Origin of the sequence: Paenibacillus sp. FSL R5-0486, from assembly GCF_037975155.1 — a bacterium.
Lineage (GTDB): Bacteria > Bacillota > Bacilli > Paenibacillales > Paenibacillaceae > Paenibacillus > Paenibacillus amylolyticus.
The window spans coordinates 2441502-2459567 of sequence record NZ_CP150237.1 but is presented as its reverse complement, the minus strand read 5'-3'; the positions used below and the strand labels follow the sequence as shown (position 1 = coordinate 2459567).

The 18066-nt window shown below is 48.2% G+C and carries 13 protein-coding genes; 6 read left to right on the top strand and 7 right to left on the bottom strand.

The window, feature by feature from the left end:
• Window positions 1–46: 46 nt before the first annotated feature.
• Window positions 47–880, bottom strand: coding sequence for an AraC family transcriptional regulator (locus tag MKY01_RS11080; RefSeq protein ID WP_076249845.1), 834 nt, complete (start codon window positions 878–880; stop codon window positions 47–49).
• Window positions 881–1008: 128 nt separating this feature from the next.
• Here MKY01_RS11080 and MKY01_RS11075 point away from each other — a divergent pair, with 128 nt between their 5' ends.
• The 3 genes from MKY01_RS11075 (at window position 1009) to MKY01_RS11065 (ending at window position 5152) form a co-directional block, all read left to right on the top strand.
• Window positions 1009–3036, top strand: a complete 2028-nt coding sequence (locus MKY01_RS11075; protein ID WP_282321949.1) for a beta-galactosidase — start codon at window positions 1009–1011, stop codon at window positions 3034–3036.
• A 438-nt stretch (window positions 3037–3474) separates the two neighbouring features.
• Window positions 3475–4431 carry a YafY family protein gene (locus MKY01_RS11070; protein WP_282321950.1) on the top strand — a complete coding sequence of 319 codons (957 nt, stop codon included), beginning with the start codon at window positions 3475–3477 and terminating at the stop codon, window positions 4429–4431.
• 34 nt (window positions 4432–4465) lie between these two features.
• Complete coding sequence (locus MKY01_RS11065) at window positions 4466–5152, top strand: hypothetical protein (protein ID WP_127543833.1); 687 nt, start codon at window positions 4466–4468, stop codon at window positions 5150–5152.
• 101 nt (window positions 5153–5253) lie between these two features.
• Here MKY01_RS11065 and MKY01_RS11060 read toward each other — a convergent pair whose 3' ends face one another.
• Both MKY01_RS11060 and MKY01_RS11055 read right to left on the bottom strand, forming a co-directional pair.
• Window positions 5254–6768: an altronate dehydratase family protein gene (locus MKY01_RS11060; protein WP_179086417.1), complete on the bottom strand. Its 1515-nt coding sequence runs from the start codon at window positions 6766–6768 to the stop codon at window positions 5254–5256.
• Complete coding sequence (locus MKY01_RS11055; RefSeq protein ID WP_282321952.1) at window positions 6765–8282, bottom strand: tagaturonate reductase; 1518 nt, start codon at window positions 8280–8282, stop codon at window positions 6765–6767. The genes MKY01_RS11060 and MKY01_RS11055 overlap by 4 nt, the downstream gene beginning before the upstream one ends.
• 192 nt (window positions 8283–8474) lie before the next feature.
• Between MKY01_RS11055 and MKY01_RS11050 the strand changes: the two genes are divergently transcribed.
• The 3 genes from MKY01_RS11050 to MKY01_RS11040 all read left to right on the top strand — a co-directional run bounded on the left by MKY01_RS11050 (window position 8475) and on the right by MKY01_RS11040 (window position 12173).
• Complete coding sequence (locus MKY01_RS11050; RefSeq protein WP_315373068.1) at window positions 8475–9350, top strand: AraC family transcriptional regulator; 876 nt, start codon at window positions 8475–8477, stop codon at window positions 9348–9350.
• Window positions 9351–9492: 142 nt separating this feature from the next.
• Window positions 9493–11481: a translation factor GTPase family protein gene (locus MKY01_RS11045; protein WP_339286416.1), complete on the top strand. Its 1989-nt coding sequence runs from the start codon at window positions 9493–9495 to the stop codon at window positions 11479–11481.
• A 14-nt stretch (window positions 11482–11495) separates the two neighbouring features.
• Window positions 11496–12173 (top strand): tetratricopeptide repeat protein, encoded by a 678-nt coding sequence (locus tag MKY01_RS11040; protein ID WP_076326845.1) that lies wholly within the window; start codon window positions 11496–11498, stop codon window positions 12171–12173.
• Window positions 12174–12286: 113 nt separating this feature from the next.
• On the opposite strand, the gene MKY01_RS11035 is transcribed toward MKY01_RS11040, so the two are convergent.
• The 4 genes from MKY01_RS11035 to MKY01_RS11020 form a co-directional block, all read right to left on the bottom strand.
• Window positions 12287–13348 carry a phosphotransferase gene (locus tag MKY01_RS11035; RefSeq protein ID WP_339286415.1) on the bottom strand — a complete coding sequence of 354 codons (1062 nt, stop codon included), beginning with the start codon at window positions 13346–13348 and terminating at the stop codon, window positions 12287–12289.
• A gap of 92 nt (window positions 13349–13440) precedes the next feature.
• The gene (locus tag MKY01_RS11030) at window positions 13441–14067 is read right to left on the bottom strand and encodes a GDSL-type esterase/lipase family protein (RefSeq protein WP_017689264.1); all 627 of its coding nucleotides are present in this window, start codon (window positions 14065–14067) and stop codon (window positions 13441–13443) included.
• A gap of 203 nt (window positions 14068–14270) precedes the next feature.
• Complete coding sequence (locus MKY01_RS11025) at window positions 14271–17438, bottom strand: MMPL family transporter (protein ID WP_339286414.1); 3168 nt, start codon at window positions 17436–17438, stop codon at window positions 14271–14273.
• Complete coding sequence (locus tag MKY01_RS11020) at window positions 17435–17893, bottom strand: MarR family transcriptional regulator (RefSeq protein WP_036609512.1); 459 nt, start codon at window positions 17891–17893, stop codon at window positions 17435–17437. Before MKY01_RS11020 ends, MKY01_RS11025 begins: the two co-directional genes overlap by 4 nt.
• Window positions 17894–18066: the final 173 nt, after the last annotated feature.

The window sequence follows — 18066 nt, the reverse complement described above, 5'->3', positions numbered from 1 at the left end:
GCATCAATACCTTCCTGGCATCACTTTTTGATCATTTGGGTACATGTTAGTACAAATTACGGAACTGTTCAGGAGTCACCCCCTCAATCCTGCGAAAAGTTGCTACAAAATGGCTAGCATCTCGAAACCCTACCCTAATCGCAGTCTCCCTAATCGTCAGGGCGGTATCCCCTGTCATGATTTCCTTGGCTTTGCGAATGCGCAGCAAAATGAAATAACTGTAGGCTGTCATGCCAAAGGACTGCTTGAACAAGGTGTTCAAATGTCTGGATGAGATCCCCGTGACGTCAGCCATATGTTCGAGACCAATCTCAGGATTCGCATAATGCTGTTCCATGAATGCAATGAGCGGAGCGAGTCTCTCCACGGCATGAGAGATCGATGAGCGATTGCCGGTCATGCCATGTTTTTTGAGCAAAATCAGAAATCGATATATATCCGCTGACGCCTCGAGTCCCGACAAATCCTGATCACTTCTGATCGAATCCAGCACTTCCTGGCCGTAATCATTGAACGGACTGCTCTGCTCCCACTGATGCAACGCTGCTTCACCCAGACTAAGTGACTCCAAGATTGCCGGACACTGGGAACCGCCAAATGTAATATAGAATGTCTCCCACTCTCCTTGGGCGCGCACATATTCATGCGGTTCATTTGGCGGCAGCAAAATACCTGATGCTTCCCCCAGTACGACCGTGGACCCGGCAAACTTGAATTCTCCGGCTCCCTTTACTGTCTGAAGCCAATGGTAACAGGGATACCCCACAGGTCTGGACACCTTCTCCTGATTGCCGTTATAACCTAGGCTCTCAATATAAAGGGGCAACGGCTGATCACGTGATGTCATGAAATATCGTTGATGTCGGGGGGAGATAAACATGGGATGCCTCCTTGGGTGTAAGCTGAAATAAACTTCCATATTCTTATATGAGTCATTACTTTTATTATATTTTAAAAGTCATATGTATCATATAGTATAGGATTATTCTTATACAAGAGGTGAACACATTGATTAGTAACAAACTGCCCAAAATGTTCTACGGGGGCGATTACAACCCGGAACAGTGGGATCACGAAACCCACCTTGAAGACCTGCGCATGTTCCAATTGGCAGGCATTGATATTGCCACAATCAACGTATTTTCATGGGCACTGATTCAGCCTGATGAAGTTACTTACCGTTTTGAAGAACTCGACCAACTGATTAATCGTTTACATGAAAACGGTGTCTATATATGCCTTGCAACAAGCACTGCTGCCCATCCGGCCTGGATGGCAAAAAAATACCCAGACGTGCTTCGTGTAGATGCCGATGGACGAAAACGCAAATTCGGTGGGCGCCATAATTCCTGCCCCAACAGCCCGACCTATCGCAAATACGCTGAGAAGATTGCGGATAAACTGGCCGAACGATACAAGGATCACCCCGCGGTTCTCGTATGGCACATCTCCAACGAATACGGCGGTGAGTGCTACTGTGACAACTGTGAGAAAGCGTTCCGCGTGTATCTGAAAGAACGCTATCAGACTCTGGAACAGGTCAACAAAGCATGGAATACGAATTTCTGGGGGCATACCTTCTACGATTGGGACGAAATTGTATTACCAAGCAACCTGAGCGAACATTGGGGTAACAACAATTCAACGTTCCAGGGAATCTCGCTGGACTACTCTCGCTTCAACTCCGACAGCATGCTGGATTGTTATCTATTGGAATACAATACGATCAAAAAACATATTCCGGACTCCGTCGTTACTACCAATCTGATGGGATTCTTCAAGCAATTAGACTATTTCAAATGGGCAAAATATTTGGATATCGTCTCCTGGGACAGTTATCCTGGTCTCGCAACACCCGTCAGCTTCACGGCAATGGCTCATGACCTTATGCGCGGACTGAAGGATGGTCAACCGTTCATGCTGATGGAGCAAACACCAAGTCAGCAGAACTGGCAACCGTATAACTCACTGAAACGTCCAGGTGTCATGCGTCTGTGGAGTTATCAATCTGTTGCGCACGGGGCCGATACCATCATGTTCTTCCAGCTTCGCCGCTCCATTGGTGCCTGTGAGAAGTATCACGGTGCAGTTATTGAGCATGCTGGGCATGAGAATACACGTGTATTCCGCGAAGTCGCTGAGCTGGGCAAGGAATTGCAGATCCTTGGAGATACCACGCTGGATGCATCTGTTGAATCCAAAGTAGCCATTGTGTTCGACTGGGATAACTGGTGGGCCATCGAAAAATCAAGCGGACCTACGGTTGCCCTGAACTATGTGGATCAGATCCATAAATACTACGCAGCCTTCTTCCGCCGCAACATACAAGTAGATATCATCAGTGTGGATACGGATTTGAGCAAATACGACATTGTCCTTGCCCCTGTTCTTTACATGGTTAAACCAGGGTTTGCCGCCAAACTGGAGAAGTATGTTGAAGCAGGTGGAACATTCCTGACGACCTTCTTCAGCGGCATTGTCAACGAGAACGATCTCGTGACCACAGGTGGATATCCGGGAGAACTTCGTAAACTGCTCGGAATCTGGGTGGAAGAGATTGATGCCCTGCTGCCTGAGCAAAAGAACCGCATTGTCCTCAAAGAAACCTACGGTGATCTTCAAGGAGAGTATGGCTGCGGCATGCTGTGTGACCTGCTGCACAGTGAAGGAGCCGAAGTCATCGCGGAGTATGGAGACGACTTTTATAAAGGCATGCCTGTTGTGACACGTAATACCTTTGGTCAAGGTGAAGCCTGGTACGTTGCATCCGACCCGGATGAGCGCTTCCTGGATGGTTTGCTGGGACAGCTTGCAGCAGCCAAGAACGTAGAATCCTTGCTTGAGACACCAGAAGGTGTTGAAGTAAGCGCACGAACCAAAGACGGCAGACCCTACCTGTTTGTCATGAACCATAACGCAACCACACAATCCTATGATCTGGGAACAACTAAGGCACATGATCTGCTCACCAATCGTGAGCTTTCGGGAAGTGTTGAGATTGAAGCCCGTGGAGTGCAATTGCTCGAAATGAAATAAGCGATTTCGCTTAATTGAAATCATTCGGAATAATATAATGTGATAGAAATTCCCGCGATACAAAGTGTCACATATTCATTCCTTTTATACTTGTTATTGTCTTCAGCGAGGATATTGGTATAGATTTCAGACCTTTATCGTCTTCTGTAAGCCAAAAGCTGCTACTTCCCGTATCCGTCTACACCGGATACGGGTTTTTGGCATGATCTGTGGTCTTTTTGATAGAAGGAAATATCAGTATGCAAAGCGAATTGGACGAGAAACACATTTTAACAAAGCCTGCCGGAACATGCTTGTGAATCCTGATGCTGATCCATTATAAAATAATGAACAGTTGAAAAATTGGTGACACTCATGATGTCACTTATTCGTTGTTACAATAGAAATATAACTACGACATCACTTTCCGGCGGCGCAGATCGAAACGGAGTGGCTGACATGAACAGAACAAATCGGCTTGCTGCCATTGTAATGGCATTACAGCATGGTCACGAAACGGCACACTCATTAGGTGAGAAATTTGAGGTTTCCCGTCGCACGATTCTTCGGGATATTCAATCCCTCTCCGAGATGAATGTGCCCATTATTGCCATTTCCGGTCCGGGAGGCGGTTTCAGTCTTATGGAGGGTTACGTATTACCCCCATTACAGCTGGACCCGGTAGAAGCAGCGACGCTCTTATTCGCTCTTGAAGGTCTAAGTCGCTACGCCGACACACCCTTTCATGAGAAACGCTGGACCCTGATGAACAAAGTTAAGGCTATCATTCCGGATGATATTATGTCGCGAATTGATCCCATGCTCAAACAACTGCATCATCATATTCCAGACCGCAATTACATTCTTCCTCATCTGGACGCACTGCTGGCATGTATACCCGAACACGGGTGGCTTAGTGTGCTGTATCGCTCCGCATCACGTCAGCGTTGGTTGCATATCTGTCCCACACGGGTATATGCTTCCTCTGGCTTCTGGTACTGTGAAGCATATTCCCTCGAACATGGTGAACAGCGTCTGTTCCGGGTTGACCGAATTATCGATGTCAAAGCGATCGAACCACAGGATGCACAGATGCTTAATGAACAGGCAGAGCAACAGCAGAGTAAGCCGATCCCTCCAGAACAGCCGCCAACCCTGGTTAAGGTACAACTGAGTTATCGGGGAATGATTGAAGCTGAACAGGACGAGCATATTGGTGAAAAGATGACTGAAATTGCCCCGGATCTCTGGGAATTATCATTCCTTTGTCCACCAGGGGAATGGGACTGGGCCGTACGATTCTTTTACCGATTAGGACGTGAAGCCGAAGTGATTGAACCTCTCCAACTTCGCAGTGAGATTCGTCAGCATGCCGAGGAAGTGAGCCGGAGATACCTTGCTTCAACCAAGTCGTAGCTTGACTACACACAAAAAGGAGCCTACTGATATCATGACATATGAAGCCGTTATAACGTACGAAGAAGCAGTACAGCGTATCCAGTCTATAGGGCTGCTGCCTCTGGCACCACTATTTGCCGATTATCCTTCTCTGTCATCGCTAACCCCAAAAGAACATTGGCACAAGGATGATGAATTCGATCCTTGGTTATGGCGTTCACGCCTGGCTGAAGAGGGCATTGCTGCATATGGAAAATTTGTCAAAAAGAAAGCGCTTCTTGTCTCATCTGAATACTTCCCTTGGGTACACCGACTGCTGGCCGATTCCAGAACCATCAAGGAACAGTATGAAGCGGGTCTACTCTCCCGTGAAGCGTTCAAACTTCATGCGTTAGTTGCAGAACAAGAAGGCATCGATGGACGTGCCTTGCGAGCACAAGCCGGTTTCGGGGCAAAAGAGGACAAAAAAACATTTGACCGTGGACTTCTGGACCTTCAGGGCTGTGCAGCCATTGTGATCAGTGGCACCAAAGAAAAAGAAGGGCTCGCAGAAGGCAAAGTCGCCTGGAACAGCTCCGCATACGAGACTGCTGGTCACTGGATGGAACGTCACGGCATTAAGCCATATGAAGGCAGCATAGAAGAGGCACGTGAACTATTGATTGTGCAACTACAACAACATGCTTCACCTGCAGCATTATCAAGCATCTCCAAAGCGCTTGGCATCCGTGGAATCTAAATAAAGCCAATCCCGGTTGTAGTGCAAATTTCAACCGGAATTGGCTGTGGTTCACCATATAATGTAACCCAGACGATCAACAGCCCCCATCGACAATGGATTTAGAGAATTACGCCATCCTTGAATATGGCAATCTCCCGGAATCCATGCTGCTCACTGAGTGTGTGTGACCGTCCTGAAGCAATGTCAATCAGCTGGCTGAACAGCTGCACTTTCACCTCATCCATCGTCTGCCCCTCCAACAGCTGGCCTGCGTTGAAGTCAATCCAGTGTTTTTTGCGATTCGCCAGATCGGATTGGGTCGCAATCTTGACGGTAGGTACCGGACCTCCGAAGGGAGTCCCCCGCCCTGTTGTGAAGAGCACAATATGTGCACCCGCCGCAGACAGTGCCGTTACAGACACCAGGTCATTACCCGGTGCTTCTACAATGTTCAGACCGGTTTGAGTTACACGTTTGCCATAACGTAGAACGTCGACTACGGAAGAACGTCCTCCCTTTTGCGTACATCCAAGTGACTTTTCCTCTAGCGTTGTGATGCCACCAGCCTTATTCCCAGGTGAAGGATTCTCATAGATGTTCTGGCCATGGTTCACAAAATATTGCTTGAAGCCGTTCACGAGGTCCACCAAATCGTGAAATACCTGCTCATTGGCAGCCCGGTTCATTAAGATCGTCTCCGCACCAAACATCTCCGGAACTTCCGTCAGAATAGCCGTACCCCCGGCAGCAACCAACATATCAGCAACTGCACCGACCAGCGGATTGGCTGTAATGCCAGATAAACCATCGGAACCGCCACACTTCAAACCAATTTTAAGTTTACTGAGCGGAAGCGGCTGCCGTTGTTCATGTTCAGCGATCTCCACAAGTTCTTCCATCAGTCGAAGCCCTTCCTCAAGCTCGTCATCCGTTTCCTGTGCTTTGAGAAACCGTACTTTACCGCGGTATTCCGGAGCAATACACTCACGGAATTCATCGACCTGATTGTTCTCACAGCCCAGACCGATGACGAGCACGCCTCCTGCATTCGGATGCTCCACCAAGGAGGCCAGCAACTGTTGTGTATACTTCAGATCATCACCAAGCTGTGAACACCCGAATGGATGCGGAAAGTGAAATACACCATCTACCCGGCTTCCAAACTGGGACTGCCCCATACGTGCCAAAGCTTCACACACTTTATTGATACATCCAACCGTATTCACAATCCAGATCTCATTACGAATACCTGCGTCACCATTGGGGCGCAAATATCCATCAAATGAGCGCAGATGTTCCGGAGGCATGTCCGTCTGAACCTGCGCGCCCGGCTGATACTCATATTCAAGCAATCCGTGCAGACCCGTCTTCAGGTTGTGACTATGAATCCAGCTTCCCTGCTCAATCTGCTCTTGGGCAATCCCGATGGAGAAACCATACTTCATCACATCATCACCCGGTGCCAGGGTATGCACAGCAATCTTATGCCCTTTGGGCACGTCATCCAGCAAGGTAAAAGAAACACCGTCTGGCAGGGTAATGCATTCTCCTTTCGCATAATCCCGAAGCGCTATAATGACATCATCCTGTGGTTGAATGGCAATCCAGTCATTGATTGTACTTGTTGTGTTCATTTCCCTTCACCTTCCAACAATCCGATTTCACGAACAAGTGCTGCACGCAGCCCTTCTCTTGCATCCAGATTTTCGCCCCAGATCAAGGTATCCGACAACACAGCCGCTACCCGGTCATCCAGTTGGTTCTGATTCCTGTTAAGCGTGTCATAACCTTCCCAGTGTGCAACCAAAGCAGCCAGGACATCCGGGTCATCCCGCAGCAGAATATCTTCCCCATTCAGTCGTTGTGCCTTGTAACCTTCTGGCGTATTTACCGGACGATAGAGACACAATAATCCAGCAAACCCTTGAATTAAACGTTCTGGCCAACTTCCCTGATTTTGCTCGTAAGACAAAAGTGTTGGCAGCACACGCACCTTGAATTTTCCGATCGTATTCAAAGCAATATCTTGCAATTTGTGATCAATATACGGGTTAAGGAACCGTTCGAATACTTCTTCTGCATACTGGTCCAGCTGATGATCGGGCATATCCAGAGCAGGCACGATCTCCTGATGCACAGCTTCCCTGATCCATGAGCCAAAATACGGATCTTCCATCGTTTCTCTCACATGCTGCTTACCTTGCAGAATGCCGAGGGATGACATTAAGGTATGTGCCCCATTCAAAATACGAACTTTGCGTACCTGAAAAGGCTTCAGATCTTTCACCCAATGTACATTGAGACCTGCCTGCTTGAGAGGAAGTTTTTTGTCCAATGATTCATCACCCTGAATGGCCCAAAAATGATATGGCTCTGCCGTATTAATCAACTGGTCCTCATACCCCCAGCGATTCGTCAGGGAATCGGCTTCCTCCTGGGTCGGCGCACCTGTTACGATTCGATCTACCAGATTGTTCAGGAAGTGATTATGGTTCTCGATCCATGAACGGAAGCCATCCGAATACCCATAATCCTTACTATGACGGAGGACACAACTGCGCAGCACATCACCATTGCCTTCAAGCAGCTCGCATGGCAGATGAATCAAACCTCTGGATGGATCACCATCAAATTTCAAATATCGCTGATGCAGGAAAACTGTTAATTTCCCCGGAAATGATTGGACGGGTTCACCCTCGATATAGTCCGCATACGTATATTTCAATCCTGATTCGGTTGTATTGGAAATAACGAACTCAAGTGATGGCAGTTCCGCCAAGTTCAGAAAGGCATCCCATTCCTCATACGGATTGATACACTGTGAGAAAATGGAGATCAACTCTGTCCGCTCAACCGGCTTCCCTTGAGACAGCCCTCGTGTAATCATCGTATATAATCCATCCTGATCACGAATCTGCTCCAGCTTGGCTTTGCCTCCCGGTCGTGGTTGGGTAACAGCTACACTTCCATGGAATTTGCCTTGTCTGGCACTCTCATGAAGCATCCAGTCTGCAAATCCCCGCAAGAAATTACCTTCTCCAATCTGCAAAACCTTCACGGGACGCTCCATAATCTCCTTGCACTTGCGCTGACCATCGCTCCCCAGTAAATTCAGCTTCAACCTTGGCCGTTTCGTGCTTGCCGACATGGACACTCACCTCATCGATTATTTGTACTGTCGGAATGCAGCTCGAAGGCTCTGCACCCTTTTATTGTAAACGCTTTAAATTCATTGTATCATCAATAAAAGGAAATTAAATTGCTTATATTGCGGTAAATATACTCTCTCATGACCAGGTATAACATCTCGTTGAAGACGATCGTCTGGAAAGGAGTCTTTATGGAACGTTCACCTGTTCGTACGACTATTCAAGCAGAATCCGGTATTCCGTTCCGCCTGGTGTACAGCGATACCAAATCCCCTCAAAACGAATTGCCAGATCACCTTCACGACTGGCATGAAATTATCTATGTATATCGGGGTCAGGGAAGCATCTTTATTGATACGGGACTTGAGAATATGCAGGAAGGAGATCTGTTCATTATACCGGGCAGCACGGTTCATCGAGCCTTGCCGGATGCAGGCAATCCTGTCACATCTTCCGCATTGTTCTTCAGCCCGGGCTTACTGGCATCGACCGCCGGAGGCGCTGCTTCTTCCTTGCTAAGCCTGTTTGAACGTTGTCGTAAACAACGCGTGTATAAGAGGCATTTGAACACAGAGGAGCAATTACAGGTGGCCGCCCTCATTGATGATATTCAGACCGAATTCCAGCTCGGTCATCATCTAAGCGCACATGCGGCCCTGTTAAGGCTGCAACTGTTGCTCATTTTTCTGGAACGTCTGGAAGCTGCGGGACCTGCGAATCCGGGTAAATCCGCTCCAGGTCCCTCATGGCTCTCTTCTACGATCTCTCATATTGACGATAACCTTCGGAATGGCCTGTCCCTCCCTGAACTGGCGCAGCACGCCTCTGTATCCCCTGCCCATTTCAGTCGTGCCTTCAAACGATACACGGGAATGACTCTAACGGATTACGCATTAGCACGAAGGGTCATTATGGCGAAAGAGCATCTGGTGCAAGGTGATGAGACGATGGCAGCCGTTGCCGATGCTTGCGGGTTCGACAGCCTGCCCCACTTTTACCGTCAATTCAAAAAATTAACCGGTACAACACCCGCAGCATACCGCAGAACCATGAACAGTTCTCGTTAAAATAGAACCAGACTGGAACATAGGTGCCTGGGCCTAATCATATATATCCACATATTCTTCCATATGGAAGATGTGGTATGATAATCTGGATTATTACTTGTCGGAAACATTGCATTCCGTTGTCAGAGGAGCTTAGCATTCCATGTTAAACGAATTGAATCGCAGGAATATTGGTATCTTCGCCCATGTGGATGCGGGGAAAACAACCACCACCGAGCATATGTTATTTGAGAGTGGTGTCGTCCGCAGTCCGGGACGTGTAGATGACGGAACAACAGCCACAGACTCCCTGGACATTGAGAAAGAACGTGGCATATCCGTTCAGGCAGCCATGACCTCTCTGATCTGGAAGAACACCATCATTGACCTCATTGATACGCCTGGTCACATTGATTTTAGCTCCGAAGTAGAGCGAACGCTACGGGTAATGGATGGAGCTATTCTCATTCTGTCGGCAGTAGAAGGCATTCAGTCCCAGAGTGAAGCCATCTGGCATGCCCTTCGTTCACTTCGCATCCCAACCATCATTTATATTAATAAAATGGATCGGATTGGTGCGTCTGCCCCAGCGGTAATGGAGCAGATTTGTTCCACCCTGTCCCCTTTCGCATGCGAAATCCAAACGTATCAGTTCCACGAAGATTCATTTCATGGCATCGACTCGCTATGGAACCCGAATCAAGATTCTCTGTCAGATGGCACACCTTCCATTCCAGGTCTGGTCGAGATACTTGCCGAGCTGGACGAAAAGGTCATGGAAGCCTACATCCAGGAGACTCCGTTATCACAAAGGGATCTGAATGAAGCATTCCTGCGGTATGTGCATCAGGGTGAGATGTTCCCTGTGTGTTATGGGGCTTCCGGCAAAGGAATTGGCGTCACGGCATTGCTGGACACGGTCCTTGCATTTCTGCCTCCACCTGCACAACCAGTGGACTCTCCCGTATCCGGCGTTGTGTTCAAAATTGAACGTGACCGTACGATGGGCCGCACGGCATACGTCCGTATGTATGGTGGCAGCTTACACAATCGGGATACCATCCATAATTCGACGCGGGAGCTTGAAGAGAAAGTGACGCAGATTCGCCGTATGGATGGACGGAAATGGGCGGATACCGGTGCCGTTCACGCGGGGCAGATTGCTGCGCTGTATGGACTGAGTGACACACATGTGGGTGACATTATCGGCAATCCTGAAGGTGTACCTCCTCTGCCACAGATGGCTGTGCCTTTGCTGACCGTACAAGTACATGGCAAGGACCCGGCACGTTACCCCGATCTTGTCGCAGCATTGCAAGAGTTGACGGATGAAGACCCCTTACTCGACCTGCAATGGTTGCCGGAGGAACGAGAACTGCATCTCAAGGTCATGGGAACCATTCAGCTTGAGATTTTATCCAGCCTGTTGCTGAGTCGTTTCGGATTGGATGTCGTGTTTGATCCGCCATCCGTCATCTATAAGGAGACACCACGTACAGCCGGAGAAGGTTACATCGCTTATACGATGCCTAAGCCCTGCTGGGCCATCCTTCGCTTCAAGATTGAACCTTTGCCTCGCGGAAGCGGTCTGATCTATGCCTCAACCGTAAGGACAGAAGATCTGCTGTTACGTTATCAGAATGAAGTTGAACGACGAATTCCGGAAGCCTTGTCTCAAGGTATGCTCGGTTGGGAAGTAACCGATCTGCGCATCACGCTGGTGGAAGGGGAACATCATGTCTGGCATACACATCCGCTGGATTTTGTTGTAGCCACGCCTATGGGAATCATGGATGGATTGGCGAGAACAGGTACCACGTTGCTGGAACCCCTTCTTCAGTTCCGGCTGACGGTCCCGGAGGAATACGGCGGTAAGGCCCTTAGTGATCTGGTACATATGCGGGCAACCTTCGAAGCCCCCGTCATTGGTAGCGGACGTTGTATTATTGAAGGAGTTATGCCTCTTGCCACCTCAATGGATTATCCGGTGAAACTGCGTTCCGAGACAAGCGGCCGCGGAGTGCTTACGACTTCGTTTGCCGGATACCAAGATTGTTCTGCGGATGTGAATCATACTTGCAAACGCAGAGGAGTTAACCCGCTGGATCAGTCGAAATATATTTTAAGTGTACGAAACGCGATTACATCATAAATGGAGTTGAATCTGTGCTTATTAAATTTCTTATCTTTGGCCTTCTATGGCGGATTGTAGGTAATCCGTTCATTGCCATCCTCATTTTACTCGTTATACTGTATTTCCTGGATCGTCGTTACGTTGGGGTGTTCCCAAGCTTCACGAAACCTCTCAAACGTATGCGTAACATCTCCCGGCTTCGGCAACAGCTTGCCATGAGTCCCAATGAAGTTTCCTCCAAGCTGGAACTGGCTCGCCTGTTAATTGAGCGCAAGCGTTACAGCGAGGCACATGCGTTATTGCTTGAACTGGAACGCCCATACGAGCAATCGGCTGAGTACTGGGAGGCATTAGGGACGACTGAGCTTCATCTGGGTAACATCGAAAAAGGCGAACGTCATATTTTGCAAGCCCTCGAGATCAACCCCAGAGTCAAGTACGGACGCCCGTACCTAACCCTTGCTGGAGCTTTCAAAGATACGCATGAGGACAAAGCGCTGGATTATGTGCATCAGTTTCAGGAGATTCATTCCTCTTCCAGTGAAGCTTATTATCTGCTCGGCTCGGTTCACCGTTCCCTCGGACGCAATTCAGACGCGAAGCAGGCTTACGAGCAATCGTTAAACGTTTATCGTTCGTTGCCCAAATACAAAAAACGTCAGGAGCGCCGCTGGGCTGTCCGCAGTTGGTTCCGCAAACGTGGATTGTAATGTCATTCGCTATACGCTGTAATCTTCATATATCACTTTTCTAACCAATAAAAGTGCACTGATCTCTGCCCTCGTATGAGCAGTACCAGTGCACTTTATTCTTAATAACGATATTAATACACCAATATCTCACGCAGTCGTTCTTCATGAAGACGCATCCAGTCGATCCGCTGTTTGAGCTTCACAATCTGCTCCACAGCCACTTCCGGCTCATCTGTACCCTCGAACATCCGACTGATGAAATGCATGACCACATCCAGACTACGCAGCAAAATCAATCGAGGTATAGCCAGCAACTCTTCCGGTTTCAGGCTGACCTGTTCCCGAAATCCCCTGATCAGTCCCTCCTGTGCCTGCCACATCCAATCTTCACTCTTGTCCATGGTAAGGAAGTCAGACATCGGAACAGCCAGCTCCATTACCCGCAAATCCCATGTCGCAAATTCAAAATCCAAAATGGCACAGATTTCACCATCCTGCTGATCTACCAATACATTCGAGGCATTCACGTCCCCATGAACCAATTGATGCGGCAGATATTCCATACCCCGCAGGGCTTCAAACAGATCTGGCAGCGCCTCTCTCAGTTGCTTCAACTCATTTGCACATGCGGCCAATTGCTCCGGCGGCGATGTGCATAGCTGTAATAATCGTTCTGGTGAACAGAGCGGATACGCATCCTGAATTCGATAGTATGGTGGATACACAGGTTCAAGTGGTATATCCAGCGTAGCCATAACAGAAGACAGGGCCCCCGCCGCTTTACCGAGCCCTATCAAATGATCTGGTGTGTGCCAGATGGGATTGACGCCTTCCCTATAATGAAACAGAGTCACGATTTTGGTATGACCTGTCAGGGTATCTTTTACAGGAAGGAATGTACCTCTCTCACCAGATAACCGCCTTACAGGTGAAGGTGTATCAAGCTTAAAGTTCGAACGTTGTAGGGCTTCCAGCACCTCGTGTTCAAAGGTGATTTTCATCGGATCATTATGTGTTTCATATTGTCTCATGACGTAATTAGTCCCGTCTACATGGAGCATGTAAGTAGAATTATTCATTCCACCCTTTCCACGCTCGCCTTTCCAATCCGATGTAAAACCATATAAGGCCAACACTTCGGATATACGCTGCTGCTCTGAAGGATGGAGGGAACCGGAATCGATGTTTTGCACCAAAAATTAACCCCTTTATCTCACAAAATGGAACTGTCTTTTATTTATCTTAAAGGAAGTCCATCGCTTGGTCTAGTTCTGTTCCAAAGTGATCAAGAGAACGGATAATATCCCGTCCGATTAAGCTGCTCCGCAATGACACGATACCCTCTTGCATTGGGATGCACTCTGTCCCAGAACAACAGTTCACGTTCACGACCTTCAAACCTGTCATACACCTGAGCACACGCATAGTTGCCTGATCCGGCTCCATTCAGAAACGAATTATATTGGCGCACCCAGTACGCAGCTTCCGTCGCTTGTGGGTACGGGTTGTACAATCCGATGGATCGGACCATATACTCATGGTTGCCCTTTAACTGCCGAATGTGCCGCATGATCTGGGATACATTACTGCGGGTTTCTCCGAGCACCTGTGTCATTTTGCTGGCATTTGGAATGCCATTACTTGCTTTGAACGTACGAATCAGATCATTCCCGCCAATGGATATGGTAATGATATCCGCTTCACGGAGCGATTGCCGCACTCGGGGATGCGAAGAGATCATCTGCAACATTTCCCCCGACGTCAGTCCATTCACGCCCATATTCTCCATGGATACAAACGTACGAACATTCATTTCTGCCATTCGCCGATATAAAGGAACAAAGCCGGTGCCCAGCAACGCTCCTGTACCTACTGTTAATGAATCTCCTATAGCCACATATCGATATACCATCCCGTCGCCCCTCTCTGCTGTGATTTCTCTGAACAATAATGAACTGCTCTATATCTTATGATGAGTTGCAAGACAAGGCGCGGGATGGTGTCCTTAGGCATACACCTTTCTTTTTTGCATAAGACCACTCTTCTTCTGTAGAGGTAAAAAAAAGAAAAAAGCCCTGCCGCATAACGCGGCAGAGCCTGATTCATTGCAATGCATTACATGCCTATGGTCCGATCCGAATCAACGGAATCTGATTGTTCCTTGTTCGGGAACGGCCACCAGTTGGCCCGGCCAAACATCTTCACCATCACTGGAACGAAGAATGGCAGGAACAGCAGAGAGTACAAGATCAATCCGCTAAGGACTACTGTGGCAATCTGCATCATCGAGAGAACACCGGATGGATACATCGCAGCAAATGTACCGCTCAGAATGACTGCGGCAGATAGAATAACGGTGCCCATGTTTTTCATCGCGTACAACATCGCATCCTGTACTTTCATACCTTTGTTCTCATTGAAACGGTCCATCAGGAAGATGCTATAATCCACACCAAGTGCAATCAGCATAACAAATCCGAAGAACGGAGTAACCCAGCTAATGCCTGCGAATCCGAGGATATTAACAAAGATCACTTCGGTTAACGCCATCGATGTGAAATAAGCCAGTAATAAGGAAACAATCAGATACAATGGCATAATGACCGAGCGAAGCAGTACAACCAGAATAATAAATGTGCCTGCCAACATCAGCATTACAGTACGTGTATAGTCGTTATTCGAGATCTCCTGCAAATCTGCAAACGTGCTGGTAACGCCACCTATGGCGATATCTGCTTTTTCAAGTGTACTGCCTTGTACCGCGCGATGTACTGCCGCCTCAATGTCAGGAACACGATCAATGGCTTCTGTTCCGTATGGATTTTCGACGAAAATAACATCAATCGTCATCGTTTTCCGATCTTCAGACAGATACGTATCAAATACCTGTGTGAAGTCTTTGCTGTTCAGTGCTTCATCAGGAACGTACCAGCCTGCCAGATCGGAATCTGGTGAATTTTGCAATTGCGTCAGGTAGTCCTGCGCTGAATCCAGTCCACCGGATACCTGTTTAATACCATCGACACTTTGATTCAAGCCATCTGTCAGTTGTGTCAGCTGACCACTCAGATCCGAGAAGCCTTGCTGAATTTTCTCCTGACCACCCTGAAGCTGGCCAAGTCCATCCTGAATGGAAGGAATTTCACTAATCACTTTACCCTGACCATCCGCAGCCTGTTTGAGACCGGATTGCAACTGACCAATTCCCGTTACAATCTGGCCCAGGCCATCGGCAAGCGCCTTTTGTCCGGTTGCTGCGGAGGCAAACCCTTCATTGGCCTGATTAATTCCAGCAGCGGCTTCCCCCAGCTTGGTCTTAATCTGACCCAAACCTTGAGCAAGCTGCGCTGTGCCAGAACCTGTTTCACCAATCGTACCTTTGATACGCTGGTAATCAGCATCTTGCTGTAATTCAGGATACCGCTCTTCAAGTGCTGTGAAGGATTCGGACAGACTGGTTAGAGCTGTTGAAACCCCGTTCAGCTGTTGTTCCAGTTCGCGGGTCCCATCCCCCAGTGCAGCGACCCCTGCTCCCGCCTGACGATAGGCTTCAAGCAACTGATTGTTTGCCTGCGCAAGTTGATCTGCACTCGTTTTGGCTTGCTGAAGTCCGGCTTTCAGATCCCCTGCACCTGCGGAACCATCTCGAATACCTTTTTCAATCTGCCCAAGTCCCTGACTGAGTTGCGTGATACCCGATTGCAACTGGGAGGTTCCTTTGGTAAGTTCACCTGCTCCATCAGCAGCTTCTTTTAACTGTGGTTCATTTTTACTTAGCTGACTGCTGGCTTCACTCAGGCCATCACGGATTTTGTCCAGACCCGTCTTACCTTCACCCAGTCCATCCGATAATGTTCCCACTTGCTGGGTAACTTCAAAATCTTTAATCTCATCACCCGTAGGTCGTGTCATACTGCGGACACCAGAGACTCCGGCTACTTTCTCTACTTCCCGGCTAATTTTCTCGGCAACGGCCATATACTTTGCATTATCCATCGCTTCATCGTTCTGGATGACGATCTGACCCGGCAGTGATTCACCTGGACCAAAGCTGTCAGAGATAATATTAAATGCTTTTACGGAATCATATTTCTCGCCAATCTCATCGAGACTGTTGAACGACAGTTTGCCATCGTAGGTTGCCAGAAGAGGCACACAGACAGCTGCAACGATGAGCAGCGCAGCCCATGGACGTTTAAGTGAAAAGCGACCAGCTGCACCATAGATTTTGCTCTCCGCATGTTCAAGTGAACCCTTCGACGGCCAGAATAACTTCTTGCCCAGCACCGCCATGAAGAATGGCACGATGGTCACCAAGGCAAGCATCATCACAGCAATACCTACAGCTACGGCAACCGCAGAACGGTACAACATAAACTGGGCAAAGCCGATCGCAATGAATCCAACCAGCACAGCTAGTGCTGAGAAGAGTACCGTTTTACCGGCAGTACGATAGGTGGCAATGATGGCATCCCACGTATTCTCATGATGAGCCAGTTCTTCCTTGAACCGACTGATCAGCAGGATACAGTAATCCGTACCAATACCAAACATGACGGCGACCATAAAGATCTGTGTAAATGTGGATATCGGGAAGTCCATCCCATCCACCAGAAATGCAACAATCTGTTGCGATACAATGTAACTGATCCCCACCGTCAGTAGCGGGACAAAAGGAGCTACAAACGAACGGAAGACCAGGAACAGAATGAGTAAAATAAAGACAACTGTAATATATTCCGATTTCTTAAGCCCCTCTTGGGAACTTTCAATGGTGTCCTCATCAATCAGACCTTTACCGGTTATGTAGTGCTCCACATTGACGGACTTCAATGCTTCATTCAGGTCTTCCCGCATTTCCTTGACCGTACGATCTCCCTGATCAATGGATAGCGATGTTAGAATCGTTTTTCCGTCAGCTGAGATCATCTTCTCGGACAGTTCAGGCTGAGAGAAAGGTTCCAGAATGGACAGAATACCGAGCTTCTCCTTGTCGGCCTCCAATTGCTTAACGGCCTTCTCTGCCTCTTGTTTCCCCGTGGTGCCCAGCCCATCGGGATTATAGAATACAAGGGCGATCTGGCTCCCCTGTTGTTCTCCTTTTTGTGCTGCAGCTTCATTCAGAATCGCTGCTGCCTGGGTGGAAGAGTACCCTTCCGGAACCGAAAACTGTCCCTTTTCCCGAATCAGTTCACTCATGTTAGGGGCGGTAAACATCAACACGGCAGCTACAACAACCCATAGCCCCATTAACCACCATCTTGCTTTTAGTATCGTTCTCATTCGTTCTCCCGTCCTCCTTCATGCGATAGCAAAGCTGCAAGCTTCTCAAAAGATTCAATGAAAATCCGGACTTCTTCCGGTTTAAAATGAACCAGATACGGCTCCAGAATCTGCTGTATTTCCTGTTCTGTTTCCCTGTATACCTGTCGTCCGGTATCCGTCAGTGTCAGATATACAACGCGGCGGTCACGTTCATCCCCGGCCCGATGGACCAGATCGCGATCCACCAGCTTGTTGACCAAAGCGGTAATGCTACTCTTACCTATACACAGAAGCTCTGCAAGATCAGAGGGCGTGCAGAAAGGTTTCTCTTCAATCAGACGAAGTGCGCAGAACTGATCGGTCGTTATGGTCTGCCCCACTTGTTCACGTATCCGCGTATCAAACCGCTTATTGACCATAAAGGAAGCATCCAAATAGCGGTTCACCAAACTTTTTGCATCCGGTGTACTCATTCTTCATTCTCCTTTCCCAAATCTATATAGTTCACTTAACGAACTATTCTTCTGTGAAACTATTCTATAATGAAACAATCTTACAAAGCAATACTTTTTTCCTGCTTTTTAGATGAAAACGACAAAAAAACAGGACGTCCGACTCAGCTCATTGCCAAATCCAACATCCTGTA

Excerpts from the sequence above, each read along its gene's own strand:
- MKY01_RS11025 (WP_339286414.1), bottom strand. The coding sequence starts at position 17,438 with ATGAGAACGATACTAAAAGCAAGATGGTGGTTAATGGGGCTATGGGTT.
- MKY01_RS11055 (WP_282321952.1), bottom strand. The coding sequence starts at position 8,282 with ATGTCGGCAAGCACGAAACGGCCAAGGTTGAAGCTGAATTTACTGGGG.
- MKY01_RS11080 (WP_076249845.1), bottom strand. The coding sequence starts at position 880 with ATGTTTATCTCCCCCCGACATCAACGATATTTCATGACATCACGTGAT.
- MKY01_RS11050 (WP_315373068.1), top strand. The coding sequence starts at position 8,475 with ATGGAACGTTCACCTGTTCGTACGACTATTCAAGCAGAATCCGGTATT.
- MKY01_RS11060 (WP_179086417.1), bottom strand. The coding sequence starts at position 6,768 with ATGAACACAACAAGTACAATCAATGACTGGATTGCCATTCAACCACAG.
- MKY01_RS11045 (WP_339286416.1), top strand. The coding sequence starts at position 9,493 with ATGTTAAACGAATTGAATCGCAGGAATATTGGTATCTTCGCCCATGTG.
- MKY01_RS11065 (WP_127543833.1), top strand. The coding sequence starts at position 4,466 with ATGACATATGAAGCCGTTATAACGTACGAAGAAGCAGTACAGCGTATC.
- MKY01_RS11020 (WP_036609512.1), bottom strand. The coding sequence starts at position 17,893 with ATGAGTACACCGGATGCAAAAAGTTTGGTGAACCGCTATTTGGATGCT.
- MKY01_RS11030 (WP_017689264.1), bottom strand. The coding sequence starts at position 14,067 with ATGGTATATCGATATGTGGCTATAGGAGATTCATTAACAGTAGGTACA.
- MKY01_RS11070 (WP_282321950.1), top strand. The coding sequence starts at position 3,475 with ATGAACAGAACAAATCGGCTTGCTGCCATTGTAATGGCATTACAGCAT.